Below are 19736 nucleotides of genomic sequence, written 5' to 3' on the forward strand. Positions count from 1 at the left end.
GAGACACAAAAAGCCAAGTGAGTTATCACTTGGCTTTTTGTGTTAATTTATAAAGATTCATTTACAATAATTTCTTTGTTTTTAACTTGCTGGTATACTTTATTAACGATTTCAATTGTTTTTTCGCTTAAGTTAGGATTATCTGCTGGAAGTCCTACACCATCATTGGCGATAGTAAAGATTACTTTAACACCACGATCATACATTTGTGCAGCAATTTGTTGACCAGCAGCCTTATCATCAAATGTCCCTTGTTAAACCACGTTTACTTCATCTAAAGTAATCTGTGTACCTAATTGCGTATTGGCATATTCTACAGATATTAATAATATGGCAGAATCACTATAACATTAACTAATAATAGGGATTATAACTTGAATTTAGGTAATACGCCTTTTGAATCATGTGGTATAATGTAGCTATAAAATGATGATGCTTGGACCTGAATAAATAGTACTTTCAAAGAGAAGGTTGTTAAGTATGAACTATTTGGTAATGTAATATGAGATTTTGCGTGTGTTTTTAGATATAAATAGATACAAGTAAGAAGGAGAGAAGTAACTAATGAAACAAATAGCATTTATTGGTGTAGGTGTAATGGGTAAATCTATGGTCAGAAATTTAATGAAAAGCGGTTATGAGGTGTCTATTTTTACACGTACTAAAGAAAAGGTATTAGATGTGATTAAGGAGGGAGCACAGTGGTGTGAGGATATTAAGACTTGCGTAACAGGTAAGGATGTTGTGATTACCATAGTTGGGTATCCTAAAGATGTTGAAGAAGTTTATTTCGGAGAAAACGGTATTTTAGAAAACAGTCAGCCAGGGACCTATGTGATTGATATGACCACTACTAGCCCACAGCTTTCTATGAAGATTTATGAAGCAGCTAGGAAAAAACAGATGAGTGCATTGGATGCGCCAGTATCAGGTGGCGATATTGGTGCTCAAAATGGGACACTTTCTATTATGGTAGGTGGAGATCGTGAGGCCTTTGAGGTGTGTCAGCCTATTTTTGAATGTTTAGGAACTAATATTATTTATGAAGGGCAAGCAGGAAGTGGTCAGCATACAAAGATGGCGAATCAAATAGCTTTAGCAGGAATCATCGCAGGGGTGTGTGAGGCAATGACATATGCCAAGCAGGTTGGCTTAGATGTACAAACTATGTTAGATAGTATTAGTAAGGGTGCAGCAGGAAGTTGGCAAATGACTAATATGGCACCACGTATTTTAAAGGGTGATTTAAATCCAGGATTTTTCATTAAGCATTATATTAAAGATATGGAGATAGCTACAGAAGAAGCGGATAAAGTGGCACTTCATTTACAAGTATTAAATGAAGTGCTAAAAATGTATAGAGCATTAGATGAGAAGGAACTAGGTGATTTAGGAACGCAGGCACTTATTAAATATTATGATAATGAAACAGTTAAAGCATAAAGGGTCCCTATCTGGCAAAGCGTCAGATAGGGATATTTTAATGTGAAAAGCAGAAGATGAATTTTAATACGCCTATAAAGTTGCTATTCAGACATCTAAAAGTGCATTTAGTCTCGAAAATGAAAAAGAAAGGAAAAATATATTATACTAGATAAAAATACTGAGTTGGATACCGTGTTTAAAGAAATTTTATATTAATATAAATGATATGGAGGGTCTGAGTTGAAGACGAAATTTGATGTGAATCTACCCAATCTAAGAGAATCAGTAACGCAGTATACAGATCTAGCAAAGACTTTAGCTGACTATGTAACACGTCTTGAAACGGTAAGAAAAAATTTATCCAATCAATCGTATAGTGACATAAGAAGTGCATTAGTTGCCTTGGAAGAAGATAGCAAGGGGAGCCTTGAGAATTTAAAGGGGATGGGCAGTGCATTAAGTAATATCATACAACTCTATGAAAGTACGGAAAAAATACTACTTAATGCGGTTGCAGATAGTGGCAAGAAGAAAGAGCCGAAAGAGGTCCTTAAGATGTTAGATAAGCTTTTGGAAAGTTTAATAAAAATGCTTAAGGGGCTAGGCAACGAATGTTGTAAGTACGGCGGAGATCCTATTAATTTTGCAACAGGTAACTTTATTTATCACAGAGAGTATTTGAGATTAAAGGGATTATACCCAGTAGAATTTAAGATGTTTTATAACTCTATGGAAAAGCAAGAAGGAGCCTTAGGTAAAGGCTGGGTACATAATTACGAAATATATATTACCAAAGAAGACCAAAGGGCCATGTTACATTGGTCTGACGGTAAGGAAGAAACCTTTGTTAAGATGGAAGATGGCACCTATCTTCATTTTATTGGCAAAGCTGATAGGTTAAGTGAAATAGAAGAAGGCATGCTTTATGAGACAACACTTGGCGCCAAGTACTATTTTGATAAAGAAGGAAGAAATACTAGGGTAGAAGACGGCAATGGCAGATATCTGGAACTTATATATGATGGGGCTGGAAGGTTAGAAATAGTAAAAAGTATGTCTGGGGAAGCCTTATCTTATAAATATAATGAGGAAAATTTATTAATAGATGTATCAGATAGTGAAGGGCGGGCGGTAAGCCTAAGCTATGAAAAGGGGTATTTATCTCAGGTAAAAGATGAAGAAAATCACACCTTTCAGTACCGTTATGATACAGATGGTAACCTAGAGGTAATTACAAATGGAAGAGCTATTGATTCTATTAGAAATGAATATGATGACAAAGGACGTGTAACGAAGCAAAGCTATCCAGATGGGGGAGAGATGCTACTAGAATATGATGATGCAGCAAAGACTATTCATGTCACTGAGCAAAATGGTAATCAAATCGCCTACATCCATGATGACAATATGCGTAGTGTAGAGACTGTGTTTGCTGATGGCAAGATTCAATATGCCTACAATGAGCAGAATCAACAAACAGAGGTAACTGATAAAAAGGGTAATAAGACCAAATACGTCTATGACGTAGCAGGCAATTTAGCAGAAATAGAAAATCCATTAGGTGAGAAAGTAGAGATGGCATATAATGCCATGAAGCTCGTTGAAAAGATTAAAATAGGCGGCGAAGACTTTCAGTTGAATGAATACGATGACAAAGGTAATCTTACCCTAAGGAAAGATGGGCTTGAAAGGGCTATTGCACTAACCTACAATGAATATGGTAGGCCCATAGAAGTCAAACAACCTGATGGCAGTATCATAAGTCTAACTTATGATGCACATGGTAATGTTCATTCTATCAAGGAGCCTATGGGTGGAGAAACACACTATGAATATAATGGGTTTGGTCAAGTCTCAGCCACGATTGATGGGAATGGTAATCGGACGGAATACACCTATAATCTCAAAGGAAACATCACTCGGGTAAAAAATGCAGAAGGCAATGTAAGACATTTTTACTACAATGAAAGCGGCAAGGTCGTATGCATTAAGGAATTTGATGGTAGTGAGATTAAGAGAGAATATAATGCGATCAATAAACCAATGAAACTCATTGATCAAGAGGGCAATGTCACTATGCTTGAGTATGACAGTATGTTTAATGTCACACGGAGAATAGATGCAAATGGTGGTGAAACAAAGTTTATATATGACAAGCTCAACCGCTTAGCGTGCATCATCAATCCAAAAGGTGCTAAGGTATGTTATGAATATGATGCAAATGGTAATCGTACCAAGATTATAGACGCAGATGGCGGTGCGGTGAAGCTAAACTATGATGCCCTCAACAGGTTAATAGAGGTAGAAGATGCAGACGGATCAGTGAGCCGTATGGCATATAATCAATTTGGCCAACGAACTAAAATGATAGATGCTATGGGCAATACACGAAAGATTATCTATGACAAAGCAGGACAGAAGATAAGTTCTATAGATCCTAAGGGAAATGAGACAAGATACAGTTATAATCCTCTTGGCAAGGTAAGTGAAGTAATAGATGCAGCAGGGCGTAAGACCAAATATGATTATTTATCTGGTGGGATGTTAGCAAAAATTACTTATGCAGATGGCACTTATGTAAGCTATACCTATGATCAGAATCGGAATGTAAAGAGTAAGCAAAATCAAGAGGGCTTTACCTTATTTTATTCTTATGATTCAATGAACCGCATAGAAAAGATTGAAAGCAGTGAAGGACAAACAAAATGCTACAGTTATGATGCCATGGGAAATGTAAAATCTGTAATAGATACGAATGGCAATACGACATGGTACAGCTATACACCATCAGGTCGTCTATTAGCCATAACAGATACAATGGGTAATCGTACCGAATACAGTTATGATGAAATGGGAAGTTTAACGGAAGTTTGCCAGTGGGGCAAGCAAGAAGAGCTAGCAGAAGCTTTAATGTTGAATAAAGATAACCAAAATGCACATTTTGTACAATATGAACGTGATGTACTTGGTAATGTCACAATGATAAGAGATGCTTTAGGCAAGGAGGAAAACTATACTTATGACGCTAGAGGGCGTATGATAGAAAAGATAGATCAAGAAGGCCTATCTACCCAATACGACTATACATCAGGTGGCCAGCTCGCTCAAATTCAGTACGAAGATGGCAATGCTGTTAAGTTTTCATATAATGCACTCAAACAGCTGACTCAGATTAAAGACTGGTTGGGCGTAACAACCATTGAAGTGGATGCGCTAGGAAGGCCCACAAAGATTACAGATCATGCAGGTAGAGAAACGGTCTATACAAGAGGGATTATGGGACAACGCCTCAGTATGCAATATCCAGGAGGCAAAGAAGTAGAGTATGGATATGATGAGTTATTAAGACTTACCTCGCTTCGGGATGAAAATGGTGTATTTCAATACCAATATGATAATAGTGGTAAGTTAATGAGTAAGTTATTACCTAATGGGGTAAAAGCAGACTATACTTATTATTTATCAGGGACCCTTGCAAGTTTATGCTACTGGGATGAAGAAGGAATGATTGATGGCTATGAGTATCAATATGATGCGGCACAAAACAAAACAAGGATTACACAAACAAGACGTAACTTACCAGAAGAAAGTGGTACATATGATTATAGATATGATGCCTTAAACCGTTTAGTAGCTGTAGTAAAAGATGGCGTTTCTCTTAGAAACTATGGTTATGATGCATTTGGCAATCGTACCTTTTTAGAAAGTGAAGGAAGCCGAACAGAATACAACTATAATGCAGCTAATCAGCTCATTCGCACCATAGCAGCAGAAGGTATGACAGATTATGCTTATGATGCAAGAGGCAATCTGACTCAGATTATAGAGAATGGCACATTAAAGCAAGCTTATGAGTATAATAGCATGAATCGTATGGTGCGAGCTATGAATGGGGACCAAATGACGTCTGTCTATGAATACAATGGCCTGGGACAAAGAGTGAGTCAGCAGATTTTTGAAGCGGATTATTCATCTGTAAAATCTATAGAATACGTCCTTGACCAGACAAAGCGTTATAACAATATACTTTTGATGCTAGAAGGAGACAATACTCGTGAATTGATGTGGGATGGTAGCGTAGCAGCAGAAAAAAGCAAAGAGGGCGTTCATTATTATCTTCCAGATGAGATGGGAAGCCCACTACGTTATATGGATGCAGGTGGGAAAATTACGGAAAGCTATAGCTTTGATGAATTTGGTAATGATACTCTTGCAAAACCAGAAGAAGGGCAACCTTTTGGATATTCGGGCTACTATAAAGATAATGTGTCAGGCACTTACTTTTCTCAAGCACGTGAATATGACGCTAAAAATGGTCGCTTTAGAGCAAAAGATAGGATAAGGGGAATTCAAGCAGCACCCTATACATTAAATGAATATAGTTACTGCTGGAATCGTCCCCTTAATTTTGTAGACCGTGACGGCGCTTTTCCTAGTTGGTCAGATGTACAAGATTGGGTAAGTGATAGTGCAGATGCCGTTGGGGCTTGGGTTGGTGATACAGTCAATTCAGCAGGAGAAGTCCTAAGTGATGCAACAACTACTTTCTTTAATGGTGCAGACTATATCATGGACAATTATGTCCCTCCAGTAGTTAAAGATGCCATGAGCGATGCGGGCAATTTGATCATCGGAGCAGGCCGAGACCTAATAGAAGTTGAGGTTTTTGGCTATTCCATAAGTGATGCAATGGCAGATATGTCGCAGTCTTGGTTAGGAGAGGCATTCTTAGATGCAGTTAACTTTGAGAGAACTTCTGATGGAGTATATCACACCAATCCCAATTGCTGGCAAGCACCGTTTGGTTATAATGATTTCTATGATTATATCTTTAATGCGGCTACATCTATGGATAAGTATAAGTCCCTACCATTTACAACAGAAGACGGGACAACATATACGCTCTGGATGTGGAAGGGGGATTATTTGAATCTAGGTGCTGGGTGTGAAACAGGAATTTATTATGGAGATGGTTATCACTTAAATAGTGCAACAGATACAAATTTACATATGACGCTGAGTCTTTATGATAAGAATACAGGAGAAAAGATATTTGAGTATAATCCAGATGATCCACAGTGGTGGATTTCAGGCTTTAATCCGAAGTATCAAGATAGGAATAAAAATGAGTTAGAAGTAAGGGGGAGTATAGATTTTTCAGATAATCCTAAAATGTGGAAGGCATTTTATACTGGAAGGATGAAAGGACAAGAAGGGTGGTGTTTTGATGAAGAAAATAAAGTGGCATATTATAAGTGGTAAAAATATAATTAGAAATGTAAAGCTAATAATATTAGGGACAGGAGTTTGCGTAATGGTTGGGAGTATAATGGGGTGCAATTTTAGATCTAGATTAGATTATTTAGCAGAATCTAACCGAACTGATGATGAACAATCAGAGGCAACAAGACAATCTATAATAGATGCCATAGAGGCACAAGATGCACAAGGCCTAAAAGCATTATTTTCAAAATATGCGTTAGAAAATGCAGAAGATCTAGATGAGAAGATAGAAGAGTTGATGGATTTCTATCCAGGATGTAACGGAGGATTTGATGGGGGATGTAGTACACTAGAAGGTACGGATTATGGAGTAAGAACAAAGGTGTTAAATGGAACATATACAGTAACAAATGATAATCAAGAATATTACTTGATTTTTACTATACAAATACGTAATGATGAGGAACCGGAGAAAGTAGGTTTGCATCTGATAGAGGTTGTGACTGAAGAAACAATGCCAGAAGGATTTAAATTTAAAAATCAAAAGGATACCCCAGGCATTTATGTACTAGAGTAAGTGTATTCATATAAAAGTAATTACTGAGAGGTTAAGGTTGCATAAGAAAATGAGTCTATTTCCAATTAGTAATTGAGATGAAAATAGAACCAAATACAAATGTTCCATAAAATGAATTGACAATAAAGTTAATTTTAAATATTATATATAATGAAAAACTTAATAAATCTTCAGGGCAGGGTGTGATTCCCTACCGGCGGTAAAGCCCGCGAGCCTAAATGGTATGATTCGGTGAGATTCCGAAGCCGACAGTATAGTCTGGATGAAAGAAGATAAATACAAGGTATAGTGATTAAATATAATCTATATTTTATATTGAGCTCTGAAATAGTAATCTATTTCAGAGCTTTTTTAGATTGATTAATCAGCATAGTGTTTATGTCGGGAAGTCTAGAGAGGTTTGCCCATTTATTATGACATAAGCAGTATGAATACTTATAGAAAAGGCCCTGAGTACATGTGACTCAGGGCCTTTTTTGTAGATTAACTCTAAGATTGTTAAGTTTATCTATAAAAGAAAGTGAGGTGATAGAATGCATGAGAACTATATGAGGTATGCATTAAATCTAGCCAAACAAGGAAGAGGAAAAGTAAGTCCGAATCCTTTAGTGGGGGCAGTCTTAGTAAAGGAGGGAAGGATAATAGGTGAGGGCTATCATGAAGTTTATGGCGCTAACCATGCAGAAGTTAATGCTATAAAGAGTGCTTCACAAAAGAGTGAAGGGGCTACCTTGTATGTTACCTTAGAACCTTGTAATCATTATGGAAAAACACCACCTTGTACAGAAACCATCATTCAAAACAAAATAATGCGGGTAGTTGTTGGGATGAGAGATCCGAATCCCTTAGTGGCAGGTAGTGGTATTAAGAGGCTTGAGGACGCTGGCATTGAAGTGATAGTAGGCATTCTAGAGGAAGAATGTCGCAAGCTTAATGAAATATTCATCAAGTATATTACTAAACAACAACCATTTGTTTTATTAAAGGCTGCAATGACGTTAGATGGAAAAATTGCCACAGTAGCAGGCCAGTCAAAGTGGATTACTGGTGAAGCGTCAAGAGAAATGGTTCATCAACTAAGAAATGCTTATTCAGGTATTCTGGTGGGGATAGGAACGGTTATTAAAGATGATCCCCTGCTCACTTGTCGGCTTATAAGCGGAAGAAACCCTATCATTATTGTAGTAGACAGCACACTAAGAATACCTATGAGCTCTAAAATAATAGGTGGCACCAGTAAGGTAATAATTGCAGCAGTCAAAGAAATAGAAGAAATGGCAGTGGATAAAGTAAAAAAGTTAGAAGAACTTGGCGTAAAGGTATTATTTGTAGAAGCTTATAAACATCGAGTCAATCTAAAGGAATTGATGATTCAGTTGGGAAAATTGGGGATAGACAGCATTTTAATCGAAGGTGGAGCGGAAGTAAACGCAAGTGCATTAGAAGCTGGCATAGTAGACAAGGTGCAGTTTTACATTGCTCCCCAAATAGTAGGTGGGCAAGCTAAGACGCCTGTGGCAGGTAGGGGAATTGCCAATCTGGAAGAATCTATAAAGGTCGAAAATTTGCAAATGCAGCGGATTGGAGAAGACATCTTATTAGAGGGGTATATTATACAGAAGTAGGTGATTAAAATGTTTACAGGTATTGTAGAAGAAATCGGGCATGTGGAACATATTCAAAACGGAGAGAAATTTTCAAGAATCAAAATTAATGCTGTAAAAGTATTAGAACAAAGCCAAATAGGGGACAGTATTGCTACTAATGGTGTATGCCTAACCATTACCAATATGACTTCAGGCAGTTTTGAAGCAGATATTATGGCAGAAACTTTAAGGAAAAGTAACCTAGGAAGTCTGAGAATAGGAGCAGCTGTAAATTTAGAAAGAGCAATGCTTTTAAGTAGCAGGTTGGGAGGGCATCTGGTAAGTGGTCATATTGATGGTATCGGTGAAATGATGAGTATTACTAAAGAAGCAGCAGCAACCTGGATTACTATTAAAGCACCAACTGAAATACTAAGATATGTGGTTCTTAAGGGAAGTATTGCTATTGATGGTATTAGTTTAACTGTAGCCGATGTAACTAAAGAATATTTCAAAGTATCTGTTATACCTCATACAAAAAATAAAACTACTTTGTTAATGAAGGGGGTAACAGACAAGGTTAATCTAGAAGTAGATATCATTGGGAAATATGTTGAAAGATTACTAGGATTAACGCATGAGGTTCATAAAGAAAATAAGATTGATGAAGATTTTTTAAAAAACCATGGCTTTATGTAAAGGATAGGAGAGATGTAGATGTTTTGTAAAATTGAAGAAGCAATTAAAGCGATTCGAGAAGGAGAAATCATCATTGTCATAGATGATGAAGGAAGGGAAAACGAGGGAGACTTATTAATGGCTGCCCAAAAGGTAACAGGTGAAGCTATTAATTTCATGGCTAAATATGGCAGAGGTCTGATTTGTATGCCTATAGAAGAAGCATATGCTAGTGCCTTACAGCTTTCACCTATGGTCAATAGGAATACAGACCATTATGGGACGGCTTTTACTGTTTCTATAGATTATAGTGCAACAGCAACAGGCATTTCAGCCTTTGAAAGAGCTTTAACGATTCAAAAGGTTTTAGAAGAAAGTCCAGCAGAAGATTTTAAAAGACCAGGGCATGTTTTTCCCCTTATAGCCAAAAAAGGGGGAGTACTTAAGCGAGCTGGACATACTGAAGCAGCAGTTGACCTAGCCAGATTGGCAGGACTAAAACCCGCAGGTGTTATCTGTGAAATTATGAAAGAAGATGGAACCATGGCAAGAACATCTGATCTTATAGAGTTTGCTAAAGAACATGAGCTAAAAATCATAACAATAGCAGATCTTATTACATATAGGCAGCAAAGGGAAGCTTATGTTGAGTTAGTAGCTCAGGCTAAGATGCCTACCAGGTATGGTGATTTTACCATGTATGGTTTTGTTAACATATTAAATGGGGAGCATCATGTCGCATTAGTTAAAGGAGAAATAAATGAATCTACGCCTATACTGACACGCATTCATTCAGAATGCTTAACAGGAGATGCACTAGGCTCTAAGAGATGCGACTGTGGTGAGCAGTATGATGCAGCGATGAAAAAAATTGCTGAGGCAGGTAGTGGTATCTTAGTCTATATGAGACAGGAAGGAAGAGGAATTGGTCTTATTAATAAGATAAAAGCTTATGCCTTACAGGATCAAGGTTATGATACAGTGGAGGCAAATATGATGCTTGGCTTCTTAGAAGATATGAGAAATTATTATGAGAGTGTACAAATACTTAAGCTATTAGGTGCAAGAAAGATTAAGTTAATGACCAATAATCCAAGAAAAATACGAGGCTTAGAAGAAGGTGGGATAGAAGTTACTGAAAGAGTACCTATCCAAATGAATCATAATGAAAAGAATGCCTTTTATTTAAAAACGAAACAAGAAAAACTAGGACATTTATTAAATGAATCTCGTTAAAAGAAATTTAAATCGGAGGAAACCAAAATGAAAGTAATCGAAGGAAATTTAGTGGCACAAGAATTAAGAATGGGGATTGTAGCAGGGAGATTTAATGAATTTATTGTTTCAAGGCTAGTAGGCGGAGCAATAGATGCGCTAAAAAGACATGGCGTAGCATCTGAAAAAATAGAAGTTGCTTATGTGCCAGGTGCTTTTGAAATACCGCTAGTGGCGAAGAAAATGGCACAAAGTGAAAAATATGATGCAGTCATTTGCCTAGGAGCGGTCATAAAAGGTTCTACACCACATTTTGATTATGTTTGTGCAGAAGCCTCAAAAGGAATTGCAAGTGTTGCTATGCAGACAGAAAAACCGGTTATTTTTGGTATTCTAACAACTGATACCATTGAGCAAGCTATTGAAAGAGCGGGAACAAAAGTAGGTAATAAAGGGTATGACGCAGCGGTAACAGCTATTGAAATGGTAAATTTATTAAAGCAGTTTGAGTGAGGTAAGCCTAAAATAAATTGTATCATACTACTTTTTACAAAATCTTATATAGAAGAAATGGCGTAAAAGATAGAGGGTGAATCTACTCATATTAACACTTCTTTTGGAGATAATAAAGCTAAAAAGAAGTGAGGTTGCAGTATGTGTACAGCATTAACACTGAAGAGTAAAGATGGTTTTCATTTTTTTGGTCGTAATATGGATTTGGAATATAGTTTTAATCAATCTGTGATTTTAGTGCCTAGAAAATATCAATGGGAGAATGTGATTAGCAAGAAGATATTGCCTATAAAGTATGCCATATTAGGAATGGGCGTTATAATAAATAATCACCCGCTTTTAGCAGATGGGTTAAATGAAAAAGGACTTGCTTGTGCTGGGCTTAACTTTCCTAATTACTGCTATCATAGTCCTGAGTCATACCCTGATAAGATCAATATAGGACCCTATGATTTGATTCTTTGGATCTTAAGTAACTTTGAGACAGTAGAAGAAGTCAAAGCAGCTGTTTCACAGGTGAATCTGGTTAATATACCATTTGCTCTAGATATAGCACTTCCAACACTTCATTGGATTGTATATGATAAGCAAGATCGGTGCATTGTTATTGAACAGACAAAAGAAAAATTCTGTATTTTTGAAAATAAAATAGGGGTGCTCACTAATCCACCCACTTTTGATTGGCATATTGATAATTTAAAACAATATATTCATCTTTCTTCCAGGTGGGTAGAGGGAACAACATGGTATAAACAAGAATTGAATCCGGATTCCTGCGGACTTGGTTTAGTGGGTATACCTGGTGATTTCTATCCGCCTGCTAGATTTGTAAGAGTAGCCTATCTAAAAAGTCATGCGACGCATCTAGATAATGAGATGACAACCCTAGCTGAGTTTTATCATATTCTTAATAATGTGGCTATGCCAGGTGGAGCGGTGATTAAGCCAAAGAGTAAAGAGGAATTTACACTTTATACCTCCTGCATGGCTCTAGAAAAGGGAGTTTATTATTATTCTACCTATAACAATCTTCAACTTAATGCCATAGCATTTGAGAAAGAAGATTTAGATCAAGAACAATTAAAAAGCTTTGAGTATCTTGATACTTTATCTATCAATAACCAAAACTAGCATGCATATGTATGGTTTTCAGATAGATAAGTAGCATAAAGAGATGCAAAATTCATGAACAATGGTAGATGCTACAAAAACAATTTACCTCCATAGGCTAGTCCCTCGTAATTAGAAATAATCAAGTTGAGGGGGACTTGGAGGTTTGTTAAAATGAATCATACACTGACTTATTAGATGATGAAATAATAGCATCAAGATAGGTATTCCATTAAAAGAATATATTTTTTACACAAAATTCAGGTAATATAAAATATAAGATGTTAACAATAGTTTGATAGATACAAGAAAAAGAAATAGAGGGGCTGCTTATGGAATTGTTTCAGAAAAAATCAGCATTAGAACGGGAATGGCAAAAAGCATTAAAGCAAGAGAAAAAGTTTCTGGAAAAAAGGTTTGAGAAAAAAGAATCTCTATTAAATCAAAAGTTAGAAGCAAAAGTACCAAAGAAAGTAGAGGAAACGCTTAATGCTGCTTTTAATAAAGCATTTGCTTTAGTTTTTGAGAAGGGTACAGGGATAATTGAAAAAACATATAGAAAAGAGACTATTGAGCAGAACCATAAGATTCAGCAGTATGCTGTCCAAGTGAGTCAAAGTAGAAAATCTATTCGTGTAATAGAGAAAAATGCAGGGCGATCTGGCATAAAGAATTTAGCAGTATCGGGTGTGATGGGCATTGGAATGGGAGTAATGGGAATCGGTCTTCCAGACATTCCCGTTTTTACAGGAATGATTTTAAAAAGTATTTATGAAATAGCATTACGTTATGGCTATCCCTATGATGCTATAGAAGAACAATTTTATATCTTGCTTTTGATCCAAGGAGCCGTTTCCCATGGCACATCAATACAAGCAATTAATAATAGAATTAATGACTATACAAAAACAGAAAAGTTAATGGAATCAGAGTCTGTAAAAAGTGAAATGAAAGTAACAGCAGATTTACTTTCAAAAGAATTATTATATATAAAGTTTCTACAAGGGGTCCCAGTTGTAGGGGCAATAGGGGGAGCATATGATATGGTTTATATGAAATATATTACAGAATATGCAGAACTAAAATATAGGCAACGCTATTTATATAATCAGAAAAAATCATAATCCGTTTTTATATTCCATACATAGCAAGTAAAAATAGAATGAATTTCTAATATAGAGCTGACAAGGGGAAGAGATTATGGAAAATAAAAAAGCATTAATTGTCGTAGATATGCAGGAAGACTATATTGGACAAAACAGTAGATATCATTATTATCCTAACTGCCTTGTTGATAAAGTAAATAAAAGAATTGTAAGTGCAGATAAAGATGGCATATTAGTGATTTATGTAAAAAACAAAAGTAAGCGAAATAAGGAAATATATGTATCGGATTTTGCTAAAGAGTTAGTTATTGTATCAAACTATTGGATAGAAAAGGATAGAGCGAGCGTATTTGCCGATGATACTTTAATAGAGTTATTAAAAAACAAGGGAATAACTAAAATAGAGCTAATAGGCATTGATGGAAACTGCTGTGTTGCTTCATCTGCATTAGAGGCAAGTAAACTAGGCTTTTTAGTTGTTTGCCCTTTGGAGTACATAGGAATAAAAGACAGAAGTAGATTTCTAAGAACAAAGGAAAAGTTACTTAGTTGCAACATAGAAGTAGTTGAATGATGAGAGGAAGAGATAAATCATGAGGCATTTTATACTATTATTAGGGATAGTGCTGCTATTGCTGGCTGGGTGTAGCCCTCAAACAGATACAGTAGATTCTGAAGAGCAAATACAAGAGCTATCTAGTTCTAATAATCAAATACTAGAGGAATCCACCAAGGGTAGTGATAGAGTAGAGAATAAAAGGGAAGAGATGATTATTGAAAAAGCTGAGACTCAGGAGGAAAATCAAACAGTATTTATAGGTGCAGGAAAGATAGGGGATTATCCCATTCATGGTACTTTTGATTTAGAGAAAAAGCTAGGGACATATTCTTATGACAAATATAATATACCTATTGAGCTAAGAGGAAGTTCTGAAATGGTGTATGCAAAAAATGTAATAGGAAATAGACTTTATACTTATTATGAAGATGACAAGGGTGAAACAAGCCTCACCATTCTCCAAAGAGATGAAGACTACTTGCAAGGTGTTTGGTGCCAAGGTGATGTAGAGTATCCTTTTTATTTAATTAGAGAGGGAAGTAATAGAATAGGGCCAGTAACTACAGAGAAAATACAGGGACTACAAGGGACTTGGACAGGAGAAGAAAAGAGTTATTTTGCCGGTACAAGTGCAGAGATTAAAGTGCTATTCGACGATCTTATTTGGTTTAGCTTAGAGGCATACAATGGCACAGCCAGTGGTAGTATGGGTGGATTTGCTATTAAAGATGAAAAAACAAACGAAATCATTTTTGAGTGTATATATGATGAGCCAGATACAGAAGTGATATTTAAGTTGATTTTTAAAGACGGAAAGTTACAACTTGAGTCCAATGATTACGGCTATGGTTGTGGAGCAGGGGTGTTCTTTGAGACGAACTATATAAAGGGCACAATAAAAAGCCCATTGCCAAGTGCATTAGACGTGGGGATCGTATTAACGAAGGAGCAAGAAGAACTATTTAAAGCAATAGTTGGGGAAAAATATGAGGATTTTATAAGTTTAACACAGCACGTCATGTATGAAGAAATATCGTTTGAGGACACAATAGCCTTAGGTGGGCAATCCTATTTGAGGGGAGCTTCGGGTTATTGCTATTATCTAGTAGTAGATCAATACATATATGCAGCACTGGAAGAAGATAAATTACAATATTATACAAATGATAGTAGATATAAAGATTGCTTGCCAGCACCTATGGAAGAATGGGCAACAGGATATGGGAGTGAAAATAATATAAGCTATCATTTTATTGAAACACAAGAGTAGTTCTAACTCAAAGAGGAGATCGGAATATCTATTAGGCTAAATATAAGTTATAAATTGGAAGCCAAGAGTTTTCACGGTGGAGCAGGGTATGAGAGATTTATTTACAGGAACTATTAATGAAAATAGAGAAGGTTTAGTGTATAATGATAAAGCTAACAGGAAGACACCAATGGAGAGAGGAGACAAAAAGGAATGAATATAAAGAAGATACCAATTATTTTGCTAGGAAATACACTTTATGCCTTAGCAGTAGCATTATTTATCTTACCTAATAAGCTTATAACAGGGGGAACAACAGGGCTTGCTCTAGTTTTTCAGCATCAGCTAGGGATACCTGTTTCTATTTTTGTAGGGGTATTTAATATAGTCATGTTTGTTTTAGGGGGAATCGTACTAGGAAAGTCCTTTGCTTTAACGACTATTATAAGTACTTTCTACTATCCTTTTATATTAAGTATTTTTGAAAAGCTGTTTGGTGGCAGCAGAATGACTAATGATACAATGCTAGCCACAATATTTGCTGGTTTACTGATTGGAGCAGGTATTGGAATGGTTATTCGTGCAGGAGCTTCAACAGGGGGGATGGATATTCCTCCATTAATTTTAAATAAGAAATTAAAGTTATCAGTTTCTGTGACTATGTCTATATTTGATTGTTTTATCTTACTAACACAGATGCTTTTTTCAAGCAAGGAAATGATCTTGTATGGGATACTCTTAGTATTACTTTATACAATGATACTAGATAAGGTACTAATGATTGGGAAAAATCAAATGCAGATTAAAATTATTAGTGAAAGAAGTGAAGCAATAAGTGAGATGATTCGTACAAGGCTAGATAGAGGCACAACTTTGCTATATAGTGAAGGTGGCCATACAAGGAAAAAATCTTATGCGGTACTAACTATAGTATCTAATAGAGAGTTATCTAAGATTAATGATTTGACTATGGAGATAGATCCGAAGGCTTTTATGATTATTAATAAGGTCAATGAAGTTCGTGGTCGTGGATTCACCTTACATAAAGAATATGTATGATCTATTTTAGTTACAAAGACCATGTTGAAACAGGCTTCAGCATGGTCTTTTGTTGATGCTTATTTAGTTGTTGCAATACTGCATTAATAGTGCCGCAATTTGTGCACGAGTTGCTGGTGATGTACTAGTAGAGGAAACATTTTCTACTTGAGTGAGGTCACCACCTTTTCCATAACGCTCTAACATAACGACAGCATCTTGAACAGTAATAGATTGGCCTACGCCAAATGCATTTGAGCTAATGCCTTTGGTAATACCTGATTGATTAGCCCATGAAACAGCCTTGTAATAGTAAGCGGATTCATTTTTAACATCAGTAAATGAAGTAGAAGTAGTAACGTTAGGTGAACCTGCTAAGCGGTAAAGAATAGTAGCAAACATTTCACGTGTAACCGGAGCAGAAGGTGAGAAGGTAGTTGATGAAGTGCCGCCCATTAAGCCTTTATTTTTGCAGAAAGTAACTGCTTGGGCATACCAACTGTCACCTTTTACATCTGAAAAGCTAGTGGTGCCAACTGTATTTGTGGTAGTGCCACTTGGCGTTGTACTAGCTGTGTTACCTGTAGCTGTTGTACTTGAAACATTAGTGAAGCCTTTGTTAGATGCACTTAGTACAAAATCATAGTTTTCTGTCTCGCTGGAACTTTGCATACCTTGTGGGCCTCCAAAGCCTCCGCCATTTGCCATACCCTCAGGAGGTGTAGGAGGTTCACCATTTGTCATACCTTCAGGAGGTGTAGGACGCTCACCATTTCCTATACCTTCAGGAGGTGTTGGTTGTGACTGGCCTTGATTAGGCATTTGAGTATTGTCTGGTATTTCAGGAGGAGTTCCATCTGTGGAGAAGCTTGGTCCATTGCCATCTTGTGGAGGTGTCATCATACCCATATTTTGGTTTGTAGAAGTTCCACCATGATGAAGTTTGGTGCCTTCAAGGTAAGAAGTAATGGTGCTGTAGAAGCCATCTGTTTCAGTTCCCTTGATGGTGCCACCTTTATAAACATGATAAGTTCCTTCTGTTAATGTAGGGGTACTAAATGAAATGTATGTATAGTCATTTGGAAAATCATAAGCAAAAACAGGATTATCTTTTTCATCAGTGACAACAAGTAATTGATCTGTTTTTTCAGCTAATTGAAGGAACATGAAAAGCTGCTTGGAATCATCCTCTAAAGGATCATACATATTACCAGCGCCAATGACTGTTCCACCATTGATTGTTGAACCCATATCTGAGTCAATACCACCATCCATGCTTTTTGGATTAGCTAAAGAAATAACAGTTCCACCGTTAATGACATTCCAACCATTAGAATCAATACCGTCTCCTTCCGAACCATTACCTGCGTAAATATTTAAGTAACCATCGTTCATTGTAAAGACGCTAATACCATCTTCATTGACGTTGATTCCATCATCAGAAGATTGAATATTAATTTTTCCACCGTTAATAGTTAGGTGAAGTTCAGTATCTAAACCTTCATTATCAGAAGTAATGTTAAGAACACCATTTCCTTTGGTCTCACCATCAATTTCCATACTCATGCGAGAGTAGAAAGCGCCATCATACTTATGAAGTTTCTTTTGTTCTGTGGTATCTTTATAAATACGTGCAACATATGAGCCTGTCACATGATTCACAGAATCATCAGCAATAATAACACGTGCACCAGCATTTGAAGTATCTACTTGATTCGTTGCAGTTTCGACAGTGGCATCAGCATCACATTCATATACTTGATAGAAGAAGACCGCAGGTGCAACGCTGCAGTTGATATCTACATTATCAAGAATGAGTGTAACTTTGTCGGCCTCGTCTTTTCCTACATTTACAAAAATCTGTCCGTAAGAAAGTTGACCTGAAATACGGTATGTACCTGGCTTGGTGATATTAACAACAGTATGCTTAAGGGCTTCTTCGCTGCTATGTTTATCCTCTACAGTACCTTCACCATAAGCATTACCACTATCGTAAGTATCTTTATCTTCATAATAAATAATATCGTGGCTTGTATAAACAGCATCGTTGTTATCAGTTGAAGCTGACTCACCATTGACTAAAATTGAAGTGTCAGATAAAGAAATGGTTACTTCCTCAGATGAAATTTGTGTTTGAGAAGAGGTAGTAGTAACTGTTTCTGCTGCGAAAACAGGTGTAACAGATGATACTACTAAAGTGGCAGATAATAGACCATATAAAAACTTTTTCAAATTCATTGTTAAACCCCCCATTTATGTAGTTAAATTGAATAAGATCGACCGCATGTGTTTAGAGGCGCACATGAGGTATTGATATCATTAAGTATAGATGTTAAATTTGATGAAATCTTGATAATAATTTGATGAAAGTGTGAAAAAATCCTTCTTCTTAATTGTAAAACTAAAACAAATGATGTGTATTTAATAAAATATATAAAAAAATGAATACAACAAAGTCATCACTAACGAGAAAATAGCAGAAATAAGTAGGCTACTTATTAGATAAATAATTTAAAATGATGGAGAAAATTAAACTTAGGACAGCATATCATATGAACATTACTCAGATGATTTAAGCCGAATTATAGAAGCTTTTAAGATAGCAAATTAGTCTTGTTATAGTAGAGGGTTTATTAGAGAACATTGAAATGAATTCCTACATTAATATGAGGTGTTCATTAAGTAGATTGAAACTACGGCAGAATAGTAGGTATGAGGAAGTGACAGATATACAATAAACATATCAATAAAATAATCTATATGATATAATAATTATTATTATATATCGAAAGGAGATTGATATGAGTAGTAAAGTAGCTTTAGTTTATGATAATGGAGAATATAATGTAGTTGTTAACGAAACAGTTATTTATACAGATAAGAAAATAGAGGATGCTTATAAGGAGTTCGAAAAAATAGTTAAAAACAACAGAAGTATGCAGGATACAAGCTGGGAGAGTATAAGCAGCTATGTAAAATCTTTGCAGCTAGATGGATTAGAGATAGAAGAAGTATATAAAAATATTAGCTTTAGAAATCTGAAGTACTTTCATAACACAGGAAAACTATTTTATACAGGAAGAGGAGAAATGTTTCCTTTGAATGGAGGTTATCGTTTATTAAGTTTTATACTTAAGTTAGTAGCTGATAAAAAATTAGAAGATAGTGAAGCTTTGCTTGAAATTTGTAAGGAAGCAATGAAAAATGCAATGACTTATAGAGTCACAGAATTTAGTTTTATTTTAACAAGTCCGATCTTTAACTATGGAAATGTAGAATACAATTTTTATACAAAGTCAATGCATAAAGGCACTTCTTGCGATCCTGCAAGTTTTGAGACATTTAAAAATTATGTATTAGAAATCATTAAAGGACAAATATGTGAGTAAGTAGTGATGCTAGCCATAAACGCCTGAGTCTCTGAACATTTAATCAGAAACTCAGGCGTTTAATAAGT

15 protein-coding genes and 1 riboswitch are annotated in these 19736 nt (G+C 35.9%); of the genes, 13 read left to right on the forward strand and 2 right to left on the reverse strand.

Annotated features, from left to right (window positions below; all coding sequences use genetic code 11):
* Positions 1–47 precede the first annotated feature (47 nt).
* On the reverse strand, positions 48–206 hold the full coding sequence (locus tag QTL86_RS03695) for a hypothetical protein (RefSeq protein ID WP_410496523.1): 159 nt from the start codon (positions 204–206) through the stop codon (positions 48–50).
* 358 nt (positions 207–564) lie between these two features.
* Between QTL86_RS03695 and QTL86_RS03700 the strand changes: the two genes are divergently transcribed.
* The 12 genes from QTL86_RS03700 (at position 565) to QTL86_RS03755 (ending at position 16300) form a co-directional block, all read left to right on the forward strand.
* A complete protein-coding gene (locus QTL86_RS03700; protein ID WP_127067137.1) occupies positions 565–1443 on the forward strand; it encodes an NAD(P)-dependent oxidoreductase in 879 nt (292 codons plus the stop codon).
* A gap of 222 nt (positions 1444–1665) precedes the next feature.
* Entirely contained in the window at positions 1666–6687 is a 5022-nt protein-coding gene (locus tag QTL86_RS03705) for a DUF6531 domain-containing protein (RefSeq protein WP_410496524.1), read from the forward strand.
* Between the two features lie 52 nt (positions 6688–6739).
* Positions 6740–7225: a DUF5104 domain-containing protein gene (locus QTL86_RS03710; protein WP_410496525.1), complete on the forward strand. Its 486-nt coding sequence runs from the start codon at positions 6740–6742 to the stop codon at positions 7223–7225.
* Positions 7226–7387: 162 nt separating this feature from the next.
* Positions 7388–7503, forward strand: a riboswitch (FMN riboswitch).
* A gap of 255 nt (positions 7504–7758) precedes the next feature.
* Positions 7759–8850 carry a bifunctional diaminohydroxyphosphoribosylaminopyrimidine deaminase/5-amino-6-(5-phosphoribosylamino)uracil reductase RibD gene (gene ribD / locus QTL86_RS03715; RefSeq protein ID WP_410496526.1) on the forward strand — a complete coding sequence of 364 codons (1092 nt, stop codon included), beginning with the start codon at positions 7759–7761 and terminating at the stop codon, positions 8848–8850.
* Between the two features lie 9 nt (positions 8851–8859).
* Complete coding sequence (locus QTL86_RS03720) at positions 8860–9510, forward strand: riboflavin synthase (protein WP_410496527.1); 651 nt, start codon at positions 8860–8862, stop codon at positions 9508–9510.
* Positions 9511–9528: 18 nt separating this feature from the next.
* Complete coding sequence (locus tag QTL86_RS03725) at positions 9529–10725, forward strand: bifunctional 3,4-dihydroxy-2-butanone-4-phosphate synthase/GTP cyclohydrolase II (protein ID WP_410496528.1); 1197 nt, start codon at positions 9529–9531, stop codon at positions 10723–10725.
* Between the two features lie 27 nt (positions 10726–10752).
* Positions 10753–11217 (forward strand): 6,7-dimethyl-8-ribityllumazine synthase, encoded by a 465-nt coding sequence (ribE, locus tag QTL86_RS03730; protein ID WP_127067131.1) that lies wholly within the window; start codon positions 10753–10755, stop codon positions 11215–11217.
* Between the two features lie 141 nt (positions 11218–11358).
* Positions 11359–12348 carry a choloylglycine hydrolase gene (bsh, locus tag QTL86_RS03735; RefSeq protein ID WP_410496529.1) on the forward strand — a complete coding sequence of 330 codons (990 nt, stop codon included), beginning with the start codon at positions 11359–11361 and terminating at the stop codon, positions 12346–12348.
* Positions 12349–12659: 311 nt separating this feature from the next.
* Positions 12660–13451: an EcsC family protein gene (locus QTL86_RS03740; protein ID WP_410496530.1), complete on the forward strand. Its 792-nt coding sequence runs from the start codon at positions 12660–12662 to the stop codon at positions 13449–13451.
* 76 nt (positions 13452–13527) lie between these two features.
* Entirely contained in the window at positions 13528–14007 is a 480-nt protein-coding gene (locus tag QTL86_RS03745) for an isochorismatase family cysteine hydrolase (protein WP_410496531.1), read from the forward strand.
* Between the two features lie 19 nt (positions 14008–14026).
* Positions 14027–15262 (forward strand): hypothetical protein, encoded by a 1236-nt coding sequence (locus QTL86_RS03750; protein WP_410496532.1) that lies wholly within the window; start codon positions 14027–14029, stop codon positions 15260–15262.
* Between the two features lie 192 nt (positions 15263–15454).
* Positions 15455–16300, forward strand: a complete 846-nt coding sequence (locus tag QTL86_RS03755) for a YitT family protein (protein WP_410496533.1) — start codon at positions 15455–15457, stop codon at positions 16298–16300.
* Between the two features lie 63 nt (positions 16301–16363).
* Here QTL86_RS03755 and QTL86_RS03760 read toward each other — a convergent pair whose 3' ends face one another.
* Positions 16364–18517 (reverse strand): carbohydrate-binding domain-containing protein, encoded by a 2154-nt coding sequence (locus QTL86_RS03760; protein WP_410496534.1) that lies wholly within the window; start codon positions 18515–18517, stop codon positions 16364–16366.
* A 563-nt stretch (positions 18518–19080) separates the two neighbouring features.
* Here QTL86_RS03760 and QTL86_RS03765 point away from each other — a divergent pair.
* The gene (locus QTL86_RS03765; RefSeq protein ID WP_127067125.1) at positions 19081–19668 is read left to right on the forward strand and encodes a hypothetical protein; all 588 of its coding nucleotides are present in this window, start codon (positions 19081–19083) and stop codon (positions 19666–19668) included.
* Positions 19669–19736: the final 68 nt, after the last annotated feature.

Source organism: Cellulosilyticum sp. ST5, assembly GCF_046529625.1.
GTDB lineage: Bacteria > Bacillota > Clostridia > Lachnospirales > Cellulosilyticaceae > Cellulosilyticum > Cellulosilyticum lentocellum.